At 65.6% G+C, this 18,800-nt stretch carries 18 protein-coding genes and 2 pseudogenes; 7 read left to right on the top strand and 13 right to left on the bottom strand.

Going from position 1 to position 18,800, the window contains the following annotated elements; genetic code table 11:
- From AB0H93_RS31930 to AB0H93_RS31920, 3 genes and pseudogenes are all read right to left on the bottom strand, one after another.
- A pseudogene (locus tag AB0H93_RS31930) lies at window positions 1-213 on the bottom strand (hypothetical protein); the annotation flags it as partial.
- Between the two features lie 373 nt (window positions 214-586).
- A pseudogene (locus tag AB0H93_RS31925) lies at window positions 587-751 on the bottom strand (FAD-dependent monooxygenase); the annotation flags it as partial.
- A gap of 76 nt (window positions 752-827) precedes the next feature.
- On the bottom strand, window positions 828-1,745 hold the full coding sequence (locus AB0H93_RS31920) for a glutaminase (RefSeq protein WP_358577618.1): 918 nt from the start codon (window positions 1,743-1,745) through the stop codon (window positions 828-830).
- 612 nt (window positions 1,746-2,357) lie between these two features.
- Between AB0H93_RS31920 and AB0H93_RS31915 the strand changes: the two genes are divergently transcribed.
- Entirely contained in the window at window positions 2,358-3,554 is a 1,197-nt protein-coding gene (locus AB0H93_RS31915) for a PTS mannitol transporter subunit IICB (protein ID WP_358577607.1), read from the top strand.
- Here the strand turns inward: AB0H93_RS31915 and AB0H93_RS31910 are convergent.
- From AB0H93_RS31910 to AB0H93_RS31870, 9 genes are all read right to left on the bottom strand, one after another.
- The gene (locus tag AB0H93_RS31910; protein ID WP_358577605.1) at window positions 3,466-4,101 is read right to left on the bottom strand and encodes a DUF742 domain-containing protein; all 636 of its coding nucleotides are present in this window, start codon (window positions 4,099-4,101) and stop codon (window positions 3,466-3,468) included. The genes AB0H93_RS31915 and AB0H93_RS31910 overlap by 89 nt on opposite strands.
- A gap of 323 nt (window positions 4,102-4,424) precedes the next feature.
- Window positions 4,425-5,045 (bottom strand): response regulator transcription factor, encoded by a 621-nt coding sequence (locus AB0H93_RS31905; protein WP_358577603.1) that lies wholly within the window; start codon window positions 5,043-5,045, stop codon window positions 4,425-4,427.
- A gap of 181 nt (window positions 5,046-5,226) precedes the next feature.
- Window positions 5,227-5,655: an SsgA family sporulation/cell division regulator gene (locus tag AB0H93_RS31900; protein ID WP_358577616.1), complete on the bottom strand. Its 429-nt coding sequence runs from the start codon at window positions 5,653-5,655 to the stop codon at window positions 5,227-5,229.
- Between the two features lie 228 nt (window positions 5,656-5,883).
- The gene (locus tag AB0H93_RS31895) at window positions 5,884-6,240 is read right to left on the bottom strand and encodes a hypothetical protein (RefSeq protein ID WP_358577601.1); all 357 of its coding nucleotides are present in this window, start codon (window positions 6,238-6,240) and stop codon (window positions 5,884-5,886) included.
- Window positions 6,241-6,560: 320 nt separating this feature from the next.
- Window positions 6,561-6,974, bottom strand: coding sequence for an ATP-binding cassette domain-containing protein (locus tag AB0H93_RS31890; protein WP_358577598.1), 414 nt, complete (start codon window positions 6,972-6,974; stop codon window positions 6,561-6,563).
- Window positions 6,971-7,375, bottom strand: coding sequence for a GntR family transcriptional regulator (locus tag AB0H93_RS31885; protein WP_218157722.1), 405 nt, complete (start codon window positions 7,373-7,375; stop codon window positions 6,971-6,973). Before AB0H93_RS31885 ends, AB0H93_RS31890 begins: the two co-directional genes overlap by 4 nt.
- Window positions 7,376-7,430: 55 nt before the next feature.
- Complete coding sequence (locus tag AB0H93_RS31880) at window positions 7,431-8,408, bottom strand: hypothetical protein (protein WP_358577595.1); 978 nt, start codon at window positions 8,406-8,408, stop codon at window positions 7,431-7,433.
- 135 nt (window positions 8,409-8,543) lie between these two features.
- Entirely contained in the window at window positions 8,544-8,990 is a 447-nt protein-coding gene (locus AB0H93_RS31875; RefSeq protein WP_358577593.1) for a hypothetical protein, read from the bottom strand.
- Between the two features lie 300 nt (window positions 8,991-9,290).
- The gene (locus tag AB0H93_RS31870; protein WP_358577591.1) at window positions 9,291-9,887 is read right to left on the bottom strand and encodes a TetR/AcrR family transcriptional regulator; all 597 of its coding nucleotides are present in this window, start codon (window positions 9,885-9,887) and stop codon (window positions 9,291-9,293) included.
- A 91-nt stretch (window positions 9,888-9,978) separates the two neighbouring features.
- Here AB0H93_RS31870 and AB0H93_RS31865 point away from each other — a divergent pair, with 91 nt between their 5' ends.
- Together AB0H93_RS31865 and AB0H93_RS31860 are read left to right on the top strand one after the other, a co-directional pair.
- Window positions 9,979-11,205, top strand: coding sequence for an amidohydrolase family protein (locus tag AB0H93_RS31865; protein WP_358577589.1), 1,227 nt, complete (start codon window positions 9,979-9,981; stop codon window positions 11,203-11,205).
- Window positions 11,202-12,056: an alpha/beta hydrolase-fold protein gene (locus AB0H93_RS31860; RefSeq protein WP_358577587.1), complete on the top strand. Its 855-nt coding sequence runs from the start codon at window positions 11,202-11,204 to the stop codon at window positions 12,054-12,056. The genes AB0H93_RS31865 and AB0H93_RS31860 overlap by 4 nt, the downstream gene beginning before the upstream one ends.
- A 319-nt stretch (window positions 12,057-12,375) precedes the next feature.
- Here the strand turns inward: AB0H93_RS31860 and AB0H93_RS31855 are convergent, their stop codons facing one another.
- Entirely contained in the window at window positions 12,376-13,671 is a 1,296-nt protein-coding gene (locus tag AB0H93_RS31855) for a lactate racemase domain-containing protein (RefSeq protein ID WP_358577584.1), read from the bottom strand.
- 414 nt (window positions 13,672-14,085) lie between these two features.
- Between AB0H93_RS31855 and AB0H93_RS31850 the strand changes: the two genes are divergently transcribed.
- The 4 genes from AB0H93_RS31850 (at window position 14,086) to AB0H93_RS31835 (ending at window position 18,761) form a co-directional block, all read left to right on the top strand.
- Window positions 14,086-15,060 (top strand): 3-oxoacyl-[acyl-carrier-protein] synthase III C-terminal domain-containing protein, encoded by a 975-nt coding sequence (locus AB0H93_RS31850; RefSeq protein WP_358577582.1) that lies wholly within the window; start codon window positions 14,086-14,088, stop codon window positions 15,058-15,060.
- Window positions 15,057-16,355 carry an AMP-binding protein gene (locus tag AB0H93_RS31845; RefSeq protein ID WP_358577580.1) on the top strand — a complete coding sequence of 433 codons (1,299 nt, stop codon included), beginning with the start codon at window positions 15,057-15,059 and terminating at the stop codon, window positions 16,353-16,355. Before AB0H93_RS31850 ends, AB0H93_RS31845 begins: the two co-directional genes overlap by 4 nt.
- An 82-nt stretch (window positions 16,356-16,437) precedes the next feature.
- Window positions 16,438-17,568, top strand: coding sequence for a terpene synthase family protein (locus AB0H93_RS31840; protein ID WP_358577578.1), 1,131 nt, complete (start codon window positions 16,438-16,440; stop codon window positions 17,566-17,568).
- Window positions 17,569-17,657: 89 nt separating this feature from the next.
- The gene (locus tag AB0H93_RS31835) at window positions 17,658-18,761 is read left to right on the top strand and encodes a cytochrome P450 (RefSeq protein ID WP_358577576.1); all 1,104 of its coding nucleotides are present in this window, start codon (window positions 17,658-17,660) and stop codon (window positions 18,759-18,761) included.
- Window positions 18,762-18,800 lie beyond the last annotated feature (39 nt).

The raw sequence follows: 18,800 nt of genomic DNA, 5'->3' as shown, positions 1-18,800 counted from the left end.
GCACCAGCGCGCCGACCTTGATGATGGCGAACCAGAACTCCATCTCGCCGAAGACCTTCACCGACACCAGGTTCAGCGTGAGCACCACCGCCAGCCGATGGCGCCGCCGATCGCGATCATGTTGATGTGCCTGGCTTTGAGGGCCTTGCTGTAGCCCTCGTCCCCGGCGTCGACCCGAGCCTTGGCACTGCGCTCGCCGTCGCCCTTGACGATCTGCGTCACTGAATCTCTTCTCCAATTTCGAGGACTCGCCCGGGCAGAGCGGATCGCCAGCGAAGTGAGCGACTTCCGCAGAGACCCCTCGAGTCAGCCGTGCGGCGCATTCCACGAGCCGCGCGAGTCAAGTCGAGACGATACGGCCACCCAAAGGGGCAACCCTGAACCAGCCTCGCAATTGACTTCTAACGACCCGTCGATTCGCGGGATATTCGCAAGCCCCTTAACCTGGGACATCAATTCACGCGGGAGGACGCCGCCGGATTCGTCGATTCCGCACCGCGGCCAACGCGGTGGCCAAGCCCAACGACCACCATGTCGCAGTCGCGGATTTGGTGCAGACCATAGACGAAGAACCCGCCTCGCCTCTGCCGTACTCTGCCGCGTCGAGCATGGCGAGGTCTACGCCCTCGCTGACGAACGGGGAAATCACGTCGCAGAGCAGCGTGCCACCGGGGACACGATCCCAGCCGCGCCCCACCGGCAGGGCGTAGATCAGCCTGGGCTCCAGCGCACCACCGGAGTAGGCGATCAGCTCGCATCATCGCAGTCTACTGTGGATGATCATTACTCCGGCGCGGTGCGGTGCGATGTAGATGTGGAGCATTCGGTCAGAAGACCGACCATCCGGTCATCGTGGTGAAGTGATCGAGCGCGGCCACGCCGGCCACGGAATTGCCGCGCTTGTCCAGCCCCGGGCTCCACACCGCGATCGCGCACCGGCCCGGCACGATCGCGAGGATCCCGCCGCCGACCCCGCTCTTGCCCGGGACGCCGACCCGGTAGGCGAAATCCCCAGCGGCGTCGTAAGTCCCGCAGGTGAGCATGATCGCGTTGATCCGCTTGGCCTGCCGACAGGAGACCAGCTGCGAACCGTCGCGGCGGACACCGTGCGCGGCGAGGAACAGCCCCGCCAGGGCCAGGTCGCGGCAGCTCATCTCGATCGAGCACTGCCGGACGTAGTGGTCGAGCACGGTCGCCACCGGGTTGCGCATGTTGCCGTAGGACGCCATGAAATGGGTCAGGGCCAGGTTGCGGTCCGCGTGGGCCGCTTCGGAGGCAGCGACCTCCTCGTCGACCCGCAGAGCGGGGTTGCCGCATTCAGCGCGCAGGAACGCGAGCAGCTCCCCGGTGGCGTCGCCGACCAGGGAGATCAGCTCATCGGTGACCGTCAGCGCGCCCGCGTTGATGAAGGGGTTCCTGGGAATCCCGTGTTCGTGCTCCAACTGGACCAGCGAGTTGAAGGCGCTGCCTGAGGGCTCCCGGCCTACGCGCTGCCAGAGCGTCTCATCGCTGCCGGCCAGCACGAGCGCAAGGGTGAAGACCTTCGAGATGCTCTGCACCGAAAACGGCGTCTCCCAGTCACCGACCCCGTGGACGCGGCCGTCGAGATCGGCCAGCGCGATGCCGAAGTGGCCGGGATCGACTCGCGCGAGCGCCGGGATGTAATCCGCGACCGCTCCCGCCACGCGCAGCGGCGCGACCTCGTCCGCGATCTGCTCGAGCAACTGACTCAACTCCCCAGCGATCTGCTCGGCAATATCCTCATTGGACTGGCGCAGGTTCGTGCGAACGCACGCACTGGCCACATCTCGCACTGAACTCTCCTCGCGTGCCGGATGTAGCGCGCCAACACGGGCCCCTTCACCTCGGCGGTGTTCACGCCAACCACTCGTTGCTCCCAACAAGAACAACCGAGCTTACGATGAAATCCCCTTCGCAGAACCAGGAACGTACCAGCAGACGATCCTTCCGCCAACCTTACCAGCACATAATCACGACATCACTCTCGGTCGCAACGATTTACGTGATCCGTCCGAGAATCTTGTTCCCCTCCTCTAGCGTCAGCACGCACCTAGCTGCCAAATGGGGCGGATTTGAGCGGAAACCGGCGAAGACATCAGGTGATCCGCAGTTACGCAGCTCGGCCGATCCTGCCCAAATGAGCGCTATCGCGGTACGCGAATACGCCAGCTGCCTGAACGGGCACACTTGCCGGAGAAGGAAGTGCACTGTCGTGACGTTTCCGTTCCGGCCCGGTGGAACGTGGTGTTTAATTCGGAGATCCCAAACGCGTCCGGGTCGCAAAGCCGACCCGAGTACGCCATGCCGACTTTCTCGCCAAGGCCGCAGAAACCACGATGTCAACGACGACCTGGGATGTGCTCACAGCGATGTCACGTAGCAACGAAGGAGCTTCTTCGAGCCGGGAGATCGGGTCGGCACTCCGACGATGGGGCGGGCATCTGGCCAGCGTCGTGATGCCCAACATCGGGGCGTTCATCGCATGGGGCCTCGCGACCGCACTGTTCATGCCCGAGGGATGGCTGCCCAACGCGACGCTGGCCGTGATCATCCAACCGATGATCACCACACTGCTGCCAATCCTGATCGGTTACACCGGGGGCAGGGTGGTCCACGGGCAACGCGGCGGCGTCGTCGGCGCGGTCGCCACACTTGGCCTCGTGGTCGGAGCGAATACCCCCATGCTCCTTGGCGCCATGCTGCTCGGCCCCGCTACGGCACTGCTGATGAAATGGTTCGATCAAGCCGTGGGCGCACGCGTGGGTCCGGCCTTCAAGATGCTCGTGGACAACTTCAGCGCGGGCATCATCGGTGGCAGCGTGGCGATTCTGGGCATGGTCGGGATCGGGCCCGCGATCAGCGGGCTGGCCAGAACGCTGGCCGGCGGGGTGCAGGCGCTGATCGACCTCGGCCTGCTACCACTGGCAGCCCTGATCATCGAACCCGGCAAGGTGCTGTTCCTCAACAACGCGATCAACCACGGCGTCCTGGGCCCGCTGGGCGTCACCGCACAGGCGGAGAACGGCAAGGCGATCGAGTTCCTGTTGGAGACCAACCCCGGCCCTGGGCTCGGTATTCTGCTCGCCTGCGCGTGCTTCGGATCCGCACCGGAACGGGCCAGCGCGCCAGGCGCGTTGGCAATCCACTTCCTCGGCGGTATTCATGAGATCTACTTCCCCTACGTCCTCGCCAAGCCGCAGTTGATCCTGGCGGCCATCGCAGGCGGTGCCGCGGGGATTTTCACCTTCATCGCCACCGGAGCGGGACTGTTCGCGACTCCTTCTCCCGGAAGCATCATCGCACTGATGGCAGTCACGCCGCGGGGTGGCCACCTGAGCGTGATCACGGGTGTGGCGGTGTCGGCCGCCGTCTCGTTCGTCCTCGCAGCTTTCCTGGTGAAGGTCGGACGGAAGAAGACGGCCGAATCACCCCGAACCGACTACGTCACGCCAGCTTCAGCAACCCTTCGTACACCCGCTGCAGAGTGTCGAGGGAAGGACCTGCACCGCGATTCGACGCGCCGCCGTGGATGACGACCAGTCCGGCCTTGATGGCGTCGCCGATGAGAACGCGGGCGACGGTCAGCGGAACCCCGAGGCGGGATGAGATCTCGGCAACCGAATGCGGTGACGCGCACATCGAACGGATCTCGTCCAGATCAGGGTTGATCGACGTGCCAGCCAGCCATTGCGAAGTTGCCGACACCAGCGTTTCCACCCGGAACTCGTACTCGGGCTCGGCGCGGCCGCCGGTGCGGACGTACGGGCGCAGCATCGCCACGCTGGCCCCCGATTCCTCGGCCTCGACGAAAACGGTTGCTCCGGCCTGCTCCGCTGGGTCGCGTTCAGCTCGATCGGTAGCAGTGGCCTGGTCCGGTTCGCGAGTATCGGGTGCCGCGTCGATCGGCTCGGCCGGTTGGTCGTGCATTTCCTGGCCAGGCTCGGACGCATCTCCGTCGCCGGCCTCCGGCGCGGCGGGCCGTGGCTGGAACTGGTGGTCGGCCCATTCTTGGTAGTTCCCCCAGCCGCCGAAGGCGAGCGGGTGAAATGAGGGGCCGGTGTTCTTCTTGTGCGAGCTCATGACAACTCCGGGATCATGAGGCTCGAATGTCGTCGAGCGGCGAGTGGGAGCGCACCGGTCAGGTGGGTGTCGGAAGAGCGTTGCCCGCCAGTGGCAGTGCGGCTGCGTCGATCACCACAACATCTGATGCCGCCCAGGACGGTACGTGCGAAATCTGCCGATCACAAGCCGATCGGCCACTGCCGTGGCTGAATCGTTCCCTAGCGGGCTTTCTCGTTCGCAGCGAACAGACTCTCCGACATCAGTGAGCGGATGTCAGCAGTTCTTGCCCATCCGTACTCCGCCGCGGCGATCGAACGGGCAAGACCATGAGCACTCGCGTTTCAGATCACGCCTGCACGCATCGCGTAGGCGACGGCATGCGGCCGGTTGCGCAAATTGAGCCTGGTGGTCATCCCGTAGATGACGTTCTTCACGGTGCGCTCCGAGTAGGCCAGCTTCTCGGCGATATCAACGGTATCCAAGCCCTCGGCCAGCAACCGGACGACATCAAGCTCGCGAGGCGTCAGCCCGGAAACGCTGATTCCTCGCGGCGCCAGAACGTCCCGCTTCAGACGAGCAAACTCGCGGAGCAGCTCTCCGATCAATTCCGGCGGCAGCACTCCACCTCCGGTCGCGGCGACCTGGATGACCTTTATCAAGTGCTCCGCGGTGGCGGCACTGCGCGGGACCACCGCCGCCGCACCACATTCCACCGCCGCAAGCAGACCAGCCGGATCTAGCTGGTCGATCACCAGGACTGCACGACGCTCGAACTCAGCGCCCAAGGCGCGCAAGGCGGTCACGCCATCAGTCAGCCGCTCGGCGGCCAGGACGACGACGTCCACCTCGACCAGGTTTCGATTCGGCACCACCAACACCTCGGCGCGAGAGTCGAGGTGGCTTGCAAGACCAGCATGCGTGATGGCATCTGAGGCAAGCACAGCCACGCGAACTCGTTCCATCGCACACTCCCGTGGTTTCTATCTCTGCACCGAACAATCTGCCGGCGCCGACTCCACAACGTCTCTACGTCTTCTCTAGATCAGCTGGGCACAAGTAAATCCGCACACCCGTAGTGCCGCCTCGAACCGCTCCGCGGCATAAAGCGTCGAACTGGCACCACACGGCTTCGGTTCATGTCGATCAGTGCATATCATCCTGCAGTAGTCGACTCAGTTCCTCATCGAAGCTCATCCAGTGGTTCTCGCTACCGGGGGCGACGACGTCGTAGGTCTCGTTCAGGAACTCCGCCAGTTCGGCAGCGGGCGCTTCGAAGGTGGCCTGCCCGGACGGCGAGCTCAACGCGATGACGACGCGCTCGTGGTCGTCGGGTTGGGGGATGATCTGCACGTCACCCTCGCCACTCGCAATGACCAGCCCGTCCGCCAGCAAGTCTCGAGCGATCAACCAGTCGACCTGACCACTCATCCCCGCGCGGAAGCTCATGTTCACCGCGTACGGCTCACGGCTGTCGTACCGCAGCTCCACCCCAACCGGCGTCCTCACGCCTGCCGGGGCCGTCAGGTCGAAAACCGCGGTAGAGCGGATCGTCTTGTGGTTCTGGCTGCTCATCATGCCTGCGCTCCTCAATGTCGGGTCCTGCACGACACACAGCATGGCCGTCCTGGATCTACAGCTTCTTCACGACGTCTTCAGCTCGTCGCAACCCACCGACGACCGCCCGCCGCAAGCCGTGGAACAGCTCAGCAGGTCAACCTGCCGGCGCCGGCGGAGTCCGGGTGGCAGCCACCTCCCGGACTCCGCCGGCAAAACTGCACGCTCCCAGCGCGCAGTTCCGGGTCAGGCGAAGGCGCACTCCACATTCGGCGCGGCCGCGGTCCCTCCCGCATTGCAGACCAGCGTGCGACCAGCCTCGAGCGGGCCGTAGGCGTTCACGACCTTGCCGTTCACGGAGAACCGCACCGTCGTGAAGCCCTCGGCCTGCCTCTCACGGGTGGAGTTCGGCTCCAGGACGGAGGAGAAGCCGTCGCCATTGCCGTTCACCACGGTGTACTCCAGCGCGTAGCCGGCCGAGCTGATCCGCAGTTCCGGCACGTTCTCCGCTGGCACCGCGGCAGCGATGCCGCCAGTGCCGGCAAGTGCTCCCGCAGCCAGCAGTCCAACGATCATTTCGCGCTTGCCAAAGGTGAAGCCCATGTTCACTACCCTTCTGAGTCATTCCACTAGTTATCTAGTGGAATGACTGAAGACTAGCAGTGGTGCGGATCGCGGACAAGGCCGGGTCTGGGAAAGCGGGACGAAAGGGCACCGACTGGATGGATCACGTTGGATCACGCCAGCAGACGCCTCACCAGGAGCAGAACGAGCCGATCGCGTCAGCAGCACGGAAGAGGGCTCCCGCAGGGGGCCGAGCCGACGCGGCAACACGCAACGAATCCCCCGCCGGAGGCCCGAAAACGACGAAGCCCCGCCGCCCCGGCTCGGCGACGGGGATCAGCGGGGCTGGCGAGCGGTTCTCAGACTCCCGCGCGCTCGCGGCCGGCGCGCAGGTAATCGGTCACGAGCGATTCCAGGTCCGGTTGCCGAGACTCCCAGCCCGCGGCGAGTACCCCGGGGGCGCGCACCAGCATCCGCTGCTGCCTCCCGGATTTCCTCGCGTGTACGACCGTCCCGATCTCCGGGGGCCCCGCATCGGCGGGCCCCACCAGGTCAGGGTGGATGCGGCCGCGGACCTCGTCGCCGAACACCCGCACGGCACCCGACGACGGCTCGACCAGGCCGGCCGCCAACGCCAAGAACGTGCTCTTGCCCGCACCGTTGGCACCAACCAGCGCGACCACCTTGCCTTCGGGGAGCTCGACCGTACAGTCCTCGATCCCCCGGCGGTCGCCGTAGCGCTTGAACAAACCGATGGTGCTCAGCGCGCTCATGATGGGTGTTCCAGTCCTCCGGCCGGGAAGTACTCGTCACGGACGGCAGCGAACAGCGCATCGACCTCTTCGACCGTGAGCCCGCCGCTCCTGGCACGGCTCATCCAGTCCGCCAGGTCGCGTCGCATCGGGGCTTCGACCGAGGTCCGGCCGCTCGCCAGCGATCGAGTTACGAAGGTACCGACCCCACGCCGAGCCTCCACCAGGCCGTCCCGCTCCAGCTCTCGATACGCCTTCAACACGGTATTCGGATTGACCGCCGTGGCCTCCACCACCTCGCGCGCAGTGGGCAACCGGTCACCGGGCCCCAGCAGTCCCAACCGCATGGCCTGCGTGACCTGCTGGACGATCTGCATGTACGTGGAGACCCCGGAGCGACGGTCGATCCGGAACTCGATCATATCGCCCAGCATATGGGGCGGCCATCGCCGAAGGCGCGCGCTCCACGCAGCGTCATCAATGCTTCCTGCGCAGCGTCCACGCGGTTCCTCCCAACAGAAGGACCGCAACCACGCCGAGAACGCCGAACTCGATCAGCTGCAGCATCGGGGCGTACGAGGCCGGAACCACCTCGGCATACTGGCCGACCACCCCGTGCTGCGCATAGCACTGAGCCGGGTCGAAGGTCGAGACTGGAACATCGCCCCGCGAACCGCACACGGTGGCGTTGAAGCCGCCTTCCGGTATGGTCCGCCCGTCGGCACCCAGGAAACCCACCTGGACCACCTCGTCCACACCGGACTCGGGAGCACTCATCGGGTCGGCCGAGGTCCGCAGCTGCGACGGCATCAGAGCCGGTCCCGCCAATCCGACGGCACCGCGCACCGCCACCAGCCCGGCCAGGGTGCTGATCATCGCCGGCAACGACCGCCCCAGCACCGCCCCCAGCAGCGCGCCCAACGCGTAGCCGAAAAGCAGGTGGACGGCCGGCACCCACCCCATGCTCTCGAAGTTCAGGAACGAGAACGGGCCGTCCACCAGCGGCCCCATCAGCCCGGCGTCCGCGACCCAGGAACTCACCAGCAACTGCAGGACCACCAGTACGACCAGCGAGGGCACCACCAGCATCACCAGCTTGGCCGCCATCCAGCCGACCCGGGTCACCGATTGCGCGAACGCCAGCACGTGGGTGCCGTGCTCGATCTCGCGGGCGAACAGCGGCGCCCCGCTGAACACCCCCAGCAGCACCGGGAGGACCACGATCACGAGTTGGCCGACTCTGAGCAGATCGAACCACTCGTCGCGGAAATCACTCACCCCGGTCGCGCAGCCCGGGCCTTGGCCCCCCACCGCGAGGCACCGCTCCAGCCCCTGCGCCTGAATCTGCTGCAACATGCTCGTATGCAGCACCAGGACCGCGACCACGCCGAGCAGCAATACCGCTGCCATCAGCAACAACTGCGCGCGGTGCTGCCGCCACGCCACCCAGGTCATGCTGCTACCTCCACGTTGTCCCTGCGCATGTATGCGAGGCGATGTCTTCCTAAAAAAGACTTTCACTAGTTATATAGTTCTTTGCGGTAGAAGTCCAGCCCCGGAGAAGCAAGGCCCCTAAAACACCGCGCCGCCTCACGAAGCAATCGAGGGGCTTCCCCATGCTTCGGCACGTAGCTCCAGCAAGGCGGACGCCGCCCGGCTCACCGCCACCGAACGCATCGCCGGGAAGTCCGCCTGATCAACAGTGGACCTCGCCCTGGCCTGCCCCCACCGATAACCGAGTGGTCCAACCGACCGCTCGACCGGATCTCTCCGATGACACTCATCGACGCCATCCGCGTCAAAATCCGGGCTCTGGCGCGGTCTTCTCGTGATGCTCGGATCGGTCTTCGACGTGGCCGTCGAGCCAGGCCTGGCGGCGAGCCAGACGGCCGGGTCCTCACCGTCACGGCCGTCGATAAGGTCGACCGGCTTGCGCGTGTCGAGGTCGACCATGACAGTGCCATAGCGGTGCCCGCGGCGGACGGCGAAATCGTCCGCGCCCAGCACCGCGACCGGGCCGATCGGCGGTTCCGGCATAGCTATTGCTGCCCCTGAAGAAATCGGCGCGCCAACAGGTTTGGGCGAAACGCCGCCGACTCAGCGTCCAAACCTGTTCAGCGGGCGGGGCTAGTACTGCAACGGCACTCGGCGATCAGGGGCGGATCTCGTTGCCCGATAATGGGATCAACCCGTCGATGCCGGTCCCAGGTGCCCCTTTTCGGCCTCCTGGGCGCGGGTGGCAGCGAGGTAGACGGCGGCGAGCATGGCCAGAGTGATGTGGGAGTGCCAGGCCCGCCACGACCGGGCCTGGCACGCCGTCGTTGCAGTACTACCTGCTCAAGGCCCCGGATGTGTCCGTGGAACGGATTGGCCCTTGCTCATGCGCAGGATCAAGGCCACCGCGTCCTCCGAGTGGACTGCCGGAGTCAGGACCTCCTGGAGGAGCAGGCCACGAATCGCGGCGATGGTGACGGAGGCCGTGGTCAGCGCTTCCTTGGTATCGAGCCCTTCGCGTTCCGCGAGCGAGGCCAGAATCTTGGTCAGGTCGTCGAGTGAGTCTATGAACTCACGAAAGTTCTCCGGGCTGTACGCGGCCAGACCTACGACGTGAAAGAAGCCGCGGACACGCGACAGCTGCTCCGGGCGGGTGTAGGTCCGCCAGATCGCCACGACGAGGTCGTCGAAGGTGCCTTGCTGGGCGGCCTCGAAAAGCGCCTCGTTGTCACGGGATCGCTGCGCCTTGAGCATGGCTGCCAGGACGCCCGGGAGCGACCCGAAGTGGTATCGCAGGAGGGCGTGGCTGGTCCCGATCCGGGCGGCGATCTCACGGAGTGACACCTCCGGTGCGGGAAGGGCCTCGTCGAAGGCGTCGAGAAGCCGAGCCAGGAGGCGCTCGCGTGCGTCGCCGGTGCGTTCCGTGCTTGACAGGATCACTCCCACAGTTTATCCATTGGAAAAGACTGACGGTGCCGTGGTGCTTCAACCATGGTTGCAGTCAGCTCACCGACGGCGGAGGACATGACTCGTGGGACCTTTTCAGATAACCGGCGCGGCGGTCGTCGACGGGTCGGGTCGCGACCCCGTCGACGTCAACGTCACCATCGAAGACGGGCGTATCACCCAGCTCGGTGCCTCCGGCGCACACGGCGAGCGCTTCGATGCCGGGGGACTGACGATGACGCCTGGCCTGATCGACGCTCACGTTCACCTGGGCCTGTCGAGCCCGATCCAGCCGCAGTTCTCGTTTCGGATCAGTGCCGCGGAGATCGCTGCAGACATCTTCGCCACGGCCGGCGCGACGCTCGACGCCGGCTTCACGACCGTTCGGGACACCGGCGGGATCGACGGCGGCGTCGTCACCACGATCGCCAAGGGCAAGGTCAGGGGGCCACGCGTCCTGTCGTGCGGACCTGTTCAGTGCCAGACCGGTGGGCACGGCTACTACGGAGCCGAGTGGGAACCCACCGAGCTGTGGAGCAGCCATCACGTTCCCGGTCTGTGCGCCCTGTCCATGATGGCGGGCAACGCAGGCGAGCTGCGCGGCAACGTGCGCGAGGCCTTCCGTCGCGGAGCCTCCTTCCTGAAGCTCTGTGTGACCGGCGGAGTGGTCGGCGAGCACGACCGGCTGACCGACACCCAGTTCACCGTGGAAGAGATCGCCGTCGCTGTTCAGGAAGCCGCGGCACGGGGCACCTATGTGACGGTTCACGCCCACAACAACGAAGGCATTCGGAACGCGGTCAAGGCCGGCGTGCGCTGTGTCGAGCACGGCACCGACCTCGATGAGTCCACGGCCACCCTGATGGCCACTCGCGAGGTCGCCCTTGTGCCGACGTTCGCTGTCGTCGAGCAACTGCTGCATGACACCGCTGGAGCCGGCCTCGGCGAGTCGACCCGCGATCGTGTGCTGGGTGTTCGTGAGCGGATGACCGAGGCGCTTGCCGTCGCCAAGGAGGCCGGAGTGCGGATCGGGCTGGGTTCCGATCTCATCGGTCCGGCTCAGGACCGTCGAGGCGAAGAACTCAAGTTGCGCGCAGAGCTGGAGACGCCGATGGAAGCACTCGTGGCGGCCACGAAGACCAACGCCGAGATCCTTGGCGTATCCAGCCAAGTGGGGGTCATCGCTCCCGGCATGCAGGCGGATCTCGTGCTCTGGAACGGCAATCCGCTCGAAGATCCGAAGCTCTTCGCCGACCCCGCCAACGCCGTACTCGTCGTCCAAGCCGGACGTGTTGTGAAGGACCTCCGATGAGCACCATGTGGCAGGGCTGCCTCGCCGACACCGACTACTTCGAGATGCGCTCCAGCGGTGGGCACGACTACGGCGTCTGGGTCACCACGCCACCGGGCTACGACCCCGCCACGACGCGAGCGCCTGCCGTGTATGTGCTCGACGGCAACTGGGCCGTGGGCATGACGGCTCCGCTCATCGTCACCCAGGCGGACCCCATGCAGCGGATCCAGCCCTACATCCAGGTCAGCGTCGGCTACGCGGGCGAAGACGCACAGCACTGGGATCGGCTGCGCAACAGAGACCTCGTGCCACCCGGCGAGCCCATCGCCAAGGAGCTCATCGATGCCGTGGAGGCAGGAGTTCAAACGGGCGTGAGGACACGCGAGGAAGCCGACGCCTACCTCGCCGAACTGCGCGACACCCACGCCGATGCGTTCCTGGGCTTCCTCACCGCGGAACTGCACCCGCGGATCGAACGCGACTACGGCACAGCCACGAACGGTCACGGCCTTTTCGGCTACTCCTACGGCGGACTTTTCAGCCTCTACACCTGGCTCACCGGCAGCACGCTCTTCGAGAGCATCGGAGCGGGCAGTCCCGGCGTCGCCGGTGAAGACAGTCAGATCTTCGCCCAGCTCCAAGAGATGGGTGACAGGCGGCATGCCGCCAAGCTTCACGTGACCCTCAACGAGCGAGAGCTGCTCGGAGACCTGGCCATCTACCAAAACATCACGAAGAACACGGCCACCGTCCTTCACCGCCTCACCTCACGCGGCGGAGCCGTCACCAGCGCGGTCCTGCGCGAAACGCACGTGACTGGCCTGCAGGCATCGTTCCTCAGCTACCTCAGGACCTGCCGGGCCCGGTAAGCGCGAACGCCTCCACTACCCACGCGAGTGCCGCGTTGCAGTGTTGGCCCTAGAGTGCGGTGGCGAAGATCGCGGAGAGCACCGGATGCTGGACGGGTTCTGACGGGTCGCCTCGGTGCCTCTGTGCCGAATCACTATTGCCGCGGTCGCATGGAAATTGCGCCGTGAAGCTATGCCGGAGAGATTCGGCTCCGCAATAGGGTATTCCCTTCTGGATCTGCTGTCAGAAATCCTCGATTCCTCGCTGCACGGTCCGTGAGCGCTGCTCCGCGCCGTAGTGCTTGGCGCCGGTCTCCAGGTCCCGACCCACCGCGGTCCTTCAGCGGGCGGCAGGGAGGGGCTGGAGGGTTCCCGTGGCGTCGAAGTCCCAGTCGTGCGGCTCGCCGAGCGCGACCATGTCGGGGTGGTCGGCGACCTCCTGGGCGTAGGCCTCGGAGACCTCGATGCGGGGCATCGACAGGGTGTTTCGGATGCGCACCACCTTCGCCGGTCGTTCCGCGGGGCCGCGGGACATGTGCAGGGCGGCAACGATGGCGTCCCGGTCGTTGGCCAGGGCCATCGGGATCCGGGCGCTGTCGGGCAGGCCTGCGGTCAGCGAGTTGGTGTAGAACGAGCCGAACTCGATCTGGTCCACGCAGCGCTGGGTGGTCACGTCCGCCAAGCCCAGGCCACAGGCGTTGCCGTTGGTGTGCTCGGTCAGGCCCAGCACCACCAGCCGCTTGATCGGCACCGCGTGGAACTTGTCCGCGTTGACCTGGGCGCGGCCGGTGATGTTGGGGTCCATCCCGGTGCCGCTGATGTCCTTGCCGATCTCGTCGACGACCAGCACGTCGATGTCGGACATCAACAGCCTCGGCATCAGCTGCTTGGCTTCGACCAGCAGTTCCGCCTCGCGTTCCAGCAGTTTCGCGGTCGGGACCAACTCGATGCGGGCGACGTGCTCGTAGGCGTTCTCCACCACGGCCATCCCGAACTCGATCGGGACCACGCCGAGCATCGCCTCGGCCACCGCCGGGATGAGCGTGTCGAACGCAGCCATGCCGTGGGCGTGCAGGGTTGTCGCGCCGCGGTGCTTGCCCAGGCCGATGGCGAGCATCTTCGCCAGACCGCTCTCGTGCGTGCCCCGGAAGTCGGTGTGCGGCTTGACCCGGCCGAGCACGATGACGCTGTCGGCCTGGGCGGCCTCGGCGTCGAAGTGCACCGGGGTGCCGTCGTCCAACTCGGCGACCACGACCGTCTCCATGGACGAGACGATCGGGGCGCCGATGCTCTCCTCGGTGATCCCGTACTCGGCCAGCACCTGCCGCTGGCCCTCCGCGGTGCCGCCACCATGGCTGCCCATCGTGGGCACCACGAACGGCTTGGCGCCGCAGCCGAGCAGGGCGTCGACGAGCGTGGCCACGATGCGGTCGATCTGGGCAATCCCGCGGCTTCCCACGGTGATGGCGATCCGCTTGCCGCTGACCGGGCGGTTGTGGTCGTGCTCGGCGACCTGGCCGCGGATCGCGGCTTCGAGGTCCTCGACCGCCTCGGCGGCGAACCGCTGCTCGACCGGGATCATCCTGGGGAGTTCGATGTCGGCTCCGGCCAACCGGACCTTCTCGACGTTGAACATGCGTCCCATCCTTACTAATCAGTCACGGCCCGGATCGACTTCGACGATCTCGCCTGCCCGAATGGACACGTGTCGGGTGTCCATAAGGGCACGGTCATAACTGAACGGTGTCGCCCTTGTCGGCAAAAGAGTCAGAATTCGCCACAGAATTTACGATCAACAACATTTGGGTCCGATTGGCGACAGAATCAATACCCCAGACGCAACACCCAGCGTAGACCGATTTCCGCAGGCCGAAAACGGAGCATGTGACCGGACGCGGAGACCGAGGAGCACCTAAAAACAATTCTCTGGATGCCGCCAGACTTTCCTGGCGATCCCGTTGCCTGCACGCGAATCGGCGTTCAATGGCACTCATTTTCTCGGAACAATACTTGCGCGAAGCGGCGTGATCCGCAACGAAAGAAGAACACCATGCTCTGGAACGACATATTCGTCAGCGGCACCGGCCGGTACCTGCCGCCCCGCGCCAGCGCCACCGACCTCGTTGGTGACGGCACGATCGACCGCCAAGCACTCGAGATGTCCGACTTCGAGTCCTTTACCGCCTCGCACGGGTTCACCGCTGCGGAGATGGCCGCGAGCGCAGCGACCGACGCCCTCCGCCGCTCCGGGCACGAGGGTGCCGACATCGCCACGGTGATCCACGCCGCCTTCGATGACCAGGAGCACTACGCGCCCGCCTGTTACGTACAGCGGGTTGTGGGTGCCTCCCGGGCGCTTGCGGTCGAGGCGGGCGCGGGCAGCTGCGGTGGCGCTGCGGGACTCGTGCTGGCCGCCTCGCACCTCGCCGCCGATCCCTCCGCCACCTCCGCGCTGGTGACGGCGGCGGGCCGGTTCGTCGCGCCGCGCTGGCCGAGGTGGCTGCCCGGGCTGGGGCACTTCCTGTCCGATGGCGCCGCTGCCGCCGTGCTGAGCCGGGGAGCCGGGCGGGCCCGGCTGGTCGCCACCTCCTGCACTGCGGTGCCCGAACTCGAAGACCTGGCCACGCCCACCGTCCCCGCGGAAGACGGAAGCCGCATGATGACACAGGCGGAGACGGTCGGCGTCCTGCCCCACGTCGGCACTCTCCAGACAGCCGCCCGCGCCGCGGTCGAGCAGGTCCTCCAGGAAGCCGGCGTGTCGCTCGACAAGGTTTCCCGGTTCGCGGTCACCGGATTGGGGTTGGCGCAGCTGACCGTTCTCCTCCTCGATCCCCTGGGCATACCCAGCGACCGGACCAGTTGGCCCCTGCACCGGACACTGGGCCATGTCGGCCCGTGCGACCAGCTCCTCGGCCTGGACCACTTCCTCCGGGAAGAGTCCCTCGAGCCTTCGGACACCGTCCTCGTGATCGGGATCGGTGCCGGCTTCCGCTTCATCTGCGCGCTCCTGGAGATCACGGAATGACGGACGTCTTCGCCGACGAACGGGGACACGTGATGCTGGAACCGGATCTCACCGAACTGGTCGACTTCGCCCGCCGCAATTCTCCCTATTACCGGGACCTGTACGCCGGTGTTGCCACCGACGGACCGATCCGGGCGGAGGACTTGCCGATCGTCGACCACATCGGCTTCTGGAAGGCCAACACGGTGCAGGACAACCGGGTGCTGACGGCTGGCCACAATGACGGTGTCGTGTTCAAAACCGGTGGGACGACCAACAGCCCCAAACTGACCGTGTACACCAGGGCGGAACTGCACGCCATGGCCCGGCTGCAGGGCGACGGGTACGCGGCGGCGGGACTGCGGACCGGTGACCGGGTTGCCAACCTCTTTTACGCCGGGGAGTTGTACGCCAGTTTCCTGTTCAACGTCCTGTGCCTGCAGGAGACGTGCGTCCCCGTGGTGCACCTGCCGATCGCGGGAAGCCCGTCGCCTGAGGTCATGGCGGACCTGATCATCGAGCAGGAGGCGACCGTGCTGCTGGCCACGCCCACCACGGCCAGCCAAGTCGCATCGCGGCTGACCGCGCGAGGTGACTCGGCGCCCGCGGTCCACCTCTTCCTCTTCGGCGGGGAGGCGTTCTACGAGGATCAGCGCCGACTGATCACCGAGGCGTTCCCCAACGCCGTTGTCCGCTCGCTGGGGTACGCCTCGGTGGACGCGGGGGTGCTGGCCGCGCCCGTCCAGGACGAGCCGGACGCGCGCGTGCATCGTGTCCACCGGCTCCACAAACTGGTGGAGATCGTCGACGACGAAACCGGTGATCCGATCAGGGAACCAGGCCGCCCCGGCAGGCTGCTCGCCACGGACCTCGTCCGGCGGCTGATGCCGCTCATCCGGTATCCGGTCGGTGACCGCGCTGCGTGGGTCGACTACGACGATCGCCGGTTCCGCCTGCTGGGCCGCGCCGACGACGGAGCCAGGGTCGGTCCGGTCACCGTTTACCTGGAGGACCTGCGTGTGGTGATCGAGGAACTGGCCGGCGATCAGCCCATCGCGGGATTCCAGGCGGTGCAACGTCGACGGGACTCCAAGGACGAACTCGTGCTGCGGATCGGTGGGCAGGTCGACGATCCACAGCCGCTTGCCGAGGCGATATCCGCGCGGTTCGAAGAGTTGCGCCCGATGTTCGGCGAACACGTGCGCGCCGGGCTGATCAACCCTCTGGTGGTCGAGTTCGTCCCGGCCGACATGATCAAGGTGAACCCCCGCAGCGGCAAGATCGTCCGGCTGCTCGACGAGCGCGTGGCTCCATAGGACGAGGCCCTGGACGGGCAGTTTCCTGCTCCTCGGCGAAGAAAAACTCGCCACGGTGAAAATGAATAAGACAAGGAAAAAAATGGCCAGGACGACCCTCTTCGACTGCGGCGAGGACCAGTACTACCTTCCCGACCTCAAGACACGGCTTCCCCTGCGGCAGCACTCAGGCGTTGCACGCACCCTGGGCGAGACGAGGGCATGGATCAAAGGGTTCCCGGAAATCCGGAATTGGGCCCATTTCTGTGCGCCGCGAGGGGATATCGACTTGTGGCTGGCGCAGGGCTTCGCAGATGTGTGGATTTCTCACCAATTCACGTGCGGAAACGTAGATACATTCAGAATCATCTGTGACCTGGGCGGCTGGATGGTGATGACCGACGATGTTCACAGCGCGCCAGGGCCGTTCCGGGACGCCGATGAGGCCACGCGTAATCGGGCATTGGACCGGGCCATTGAAATCCTGAACGGAGACGGGCAGGAGTTCGACAGGAACCAGCCATCGTCCGACACAGCCGATGTGCTTGTCCTGGGACGCTGCCTGTCAGACGTCTGGTACCGCCTGTGCCGTTTGGCACCGCCCTCGATCCGCGCGCGCATCGCCCGTGCACTGCAAGGGACCTTGGAATCTTGGAAGGCCGAGGCGTCTGACAGGCGCAGCGGCAGATCTCTGACTCTGGATGAGTTTCTCGAGCGCAGGGATGTCAACGTAGGGATCGACGTCGACTTCCCCATCCTTGAGCTCATGCTGGAAGTAGATCTCCACAGTGAACTCGAAGCCCACGCCGATGCCATCTCCAAAATATGGCGAATCCTTCGCCGATATACCTCCCTCGTGAATGACTTGTACTCCTTCCGGAAGGAGTACATGGCAGGCAAGGATCTCACCAACTCCATCGCGGCACAGTGCAACACGGAGCATGTGCGGATCAGTGACGCGGTCCGCAAGGTAGTGGATCTGGCGGAATCGGCAGAAGAAGAGTTCATCGCCTGCCGCGAACAGTTCATCGCAACACATCCGGAGCTCACGAGTGGCCTGCTGCGCTACCTGGAGTGCCTGGGAGACATCGCGTCCGGAACCGCTTTCTATACGCGATGCTCCCCGCGATACCACGGCGTTGACCACGACTGGTCAGAGATCGGTGGTGGCCTGGTCACCATTGACACGGAACGCACGATCATCCATCCGTGGGTGGAAGAGGCCACCCGATGAACACCGAGCATGTACTGCGTTACCCGTTCGAGCCACCCCCCGCGCTCGCAGTCCCACCCCAGTACGCGTCGCTGCGATCCACGCAGCCCGTGGTCGAGGTGCAGATGCCTTACGGAGGAAGGGGATGGCTGGTCACCCGCTATGAGGACGCGAAACTGGTCTTCTGTGATCCCCGGTTCAGTCGTGCGGCCGCCGCAGGCAAAGACGTACCCCGCATGCGACCGCGGCCTGCCAAAGAAACCTCGATCATGGCTATGGACCCGCCCGAGCACACTCGACTGAGGCGACTGATCGCCCCCAGTCTCACCAAGCGACGTACCGAGCAACTCCGCGCGCATACGAAGAAAATCGCTCAAGAACTCGTAGCCGCCATGGTGGCCAACGGCCCGCCCTGCGACATCGTCGCAGACTTCGCTGTCCCCCTCCCCATCAACGTCCTGCTGAAACTACTCGGTGTCACCACCGAAGACACCCACCGCCTGGTAGCCGCTGCCGACGTGGTGATGACCAGCACCTCCCATACAGCCGAGGACGTAACCCGGGCGCGTCAGGACCTGGCTCAAGTCATCAATCAGCACATCGCCGCCCGCCGCGAAAACCCAACCGACGATCTCCTGGGCACGCTCGTCAGCGCGCACGAAGCCGGCGAGCGACTGACCGACGCCGAGCTACTCGACATCACAACGGCCCTCCTGGTCGTGGGCTGGGAGACGACGACGTGCCAGATCGCCAACTTCGTCTACCTCCTCATTACCCACCCCGAGCACATGCACTGGCTTTTGGCACACCCAGAAGCCATCCCGAAAGCGGTCGAAGAACTACTGCGATACACCCCCCTCAATAACGGAGCCGATTTCGCCCGCGTCGCCACGGAAGACGTCTCGCTGGGCGGCGTGCTCATCCGCAAGGGCGACGCCGTGCTGGTCTCCATTCCGTCGGCCAACCGCGACGAAGCGGTTTTCGCCGCCCCGGAGACCCTCAAGCTCACGAGGCCGGACAACCACCATCTCGCGTTTGGCCACGGGCCACACCATTGCGTCGGTGCCAGCCTGGCACGCATGGAAATCCAGGTCGCTCTCAAAACGCTCATCGAGGGCATACCGGGCCTCCAGAAGGCAGTCCCGGATCTAGAAGTGACCTGGCGCTCCGGATCGATCCTACGCGCCCCCACCTCACTACCCGTCACCTGGTAACCACTCTCAAGGAGCCCATATAGCACGCTGTGGCGTCAT

Source organism: Saccharopolyspora sp. NPDC050642 (genome assembly GCF_040654735.1).
Lineage (GTDB): Bacteria > Actinomycetota > Actinomycetes > Mycobacteriales > Pseudonocardiaceae > Saccharopolyspora > Saccharopolyspora elongata.
Note: the sequence above shows the minus strand (reverse complement) of the source record. Positions and strands in the feature narration are given on the sequence as shown.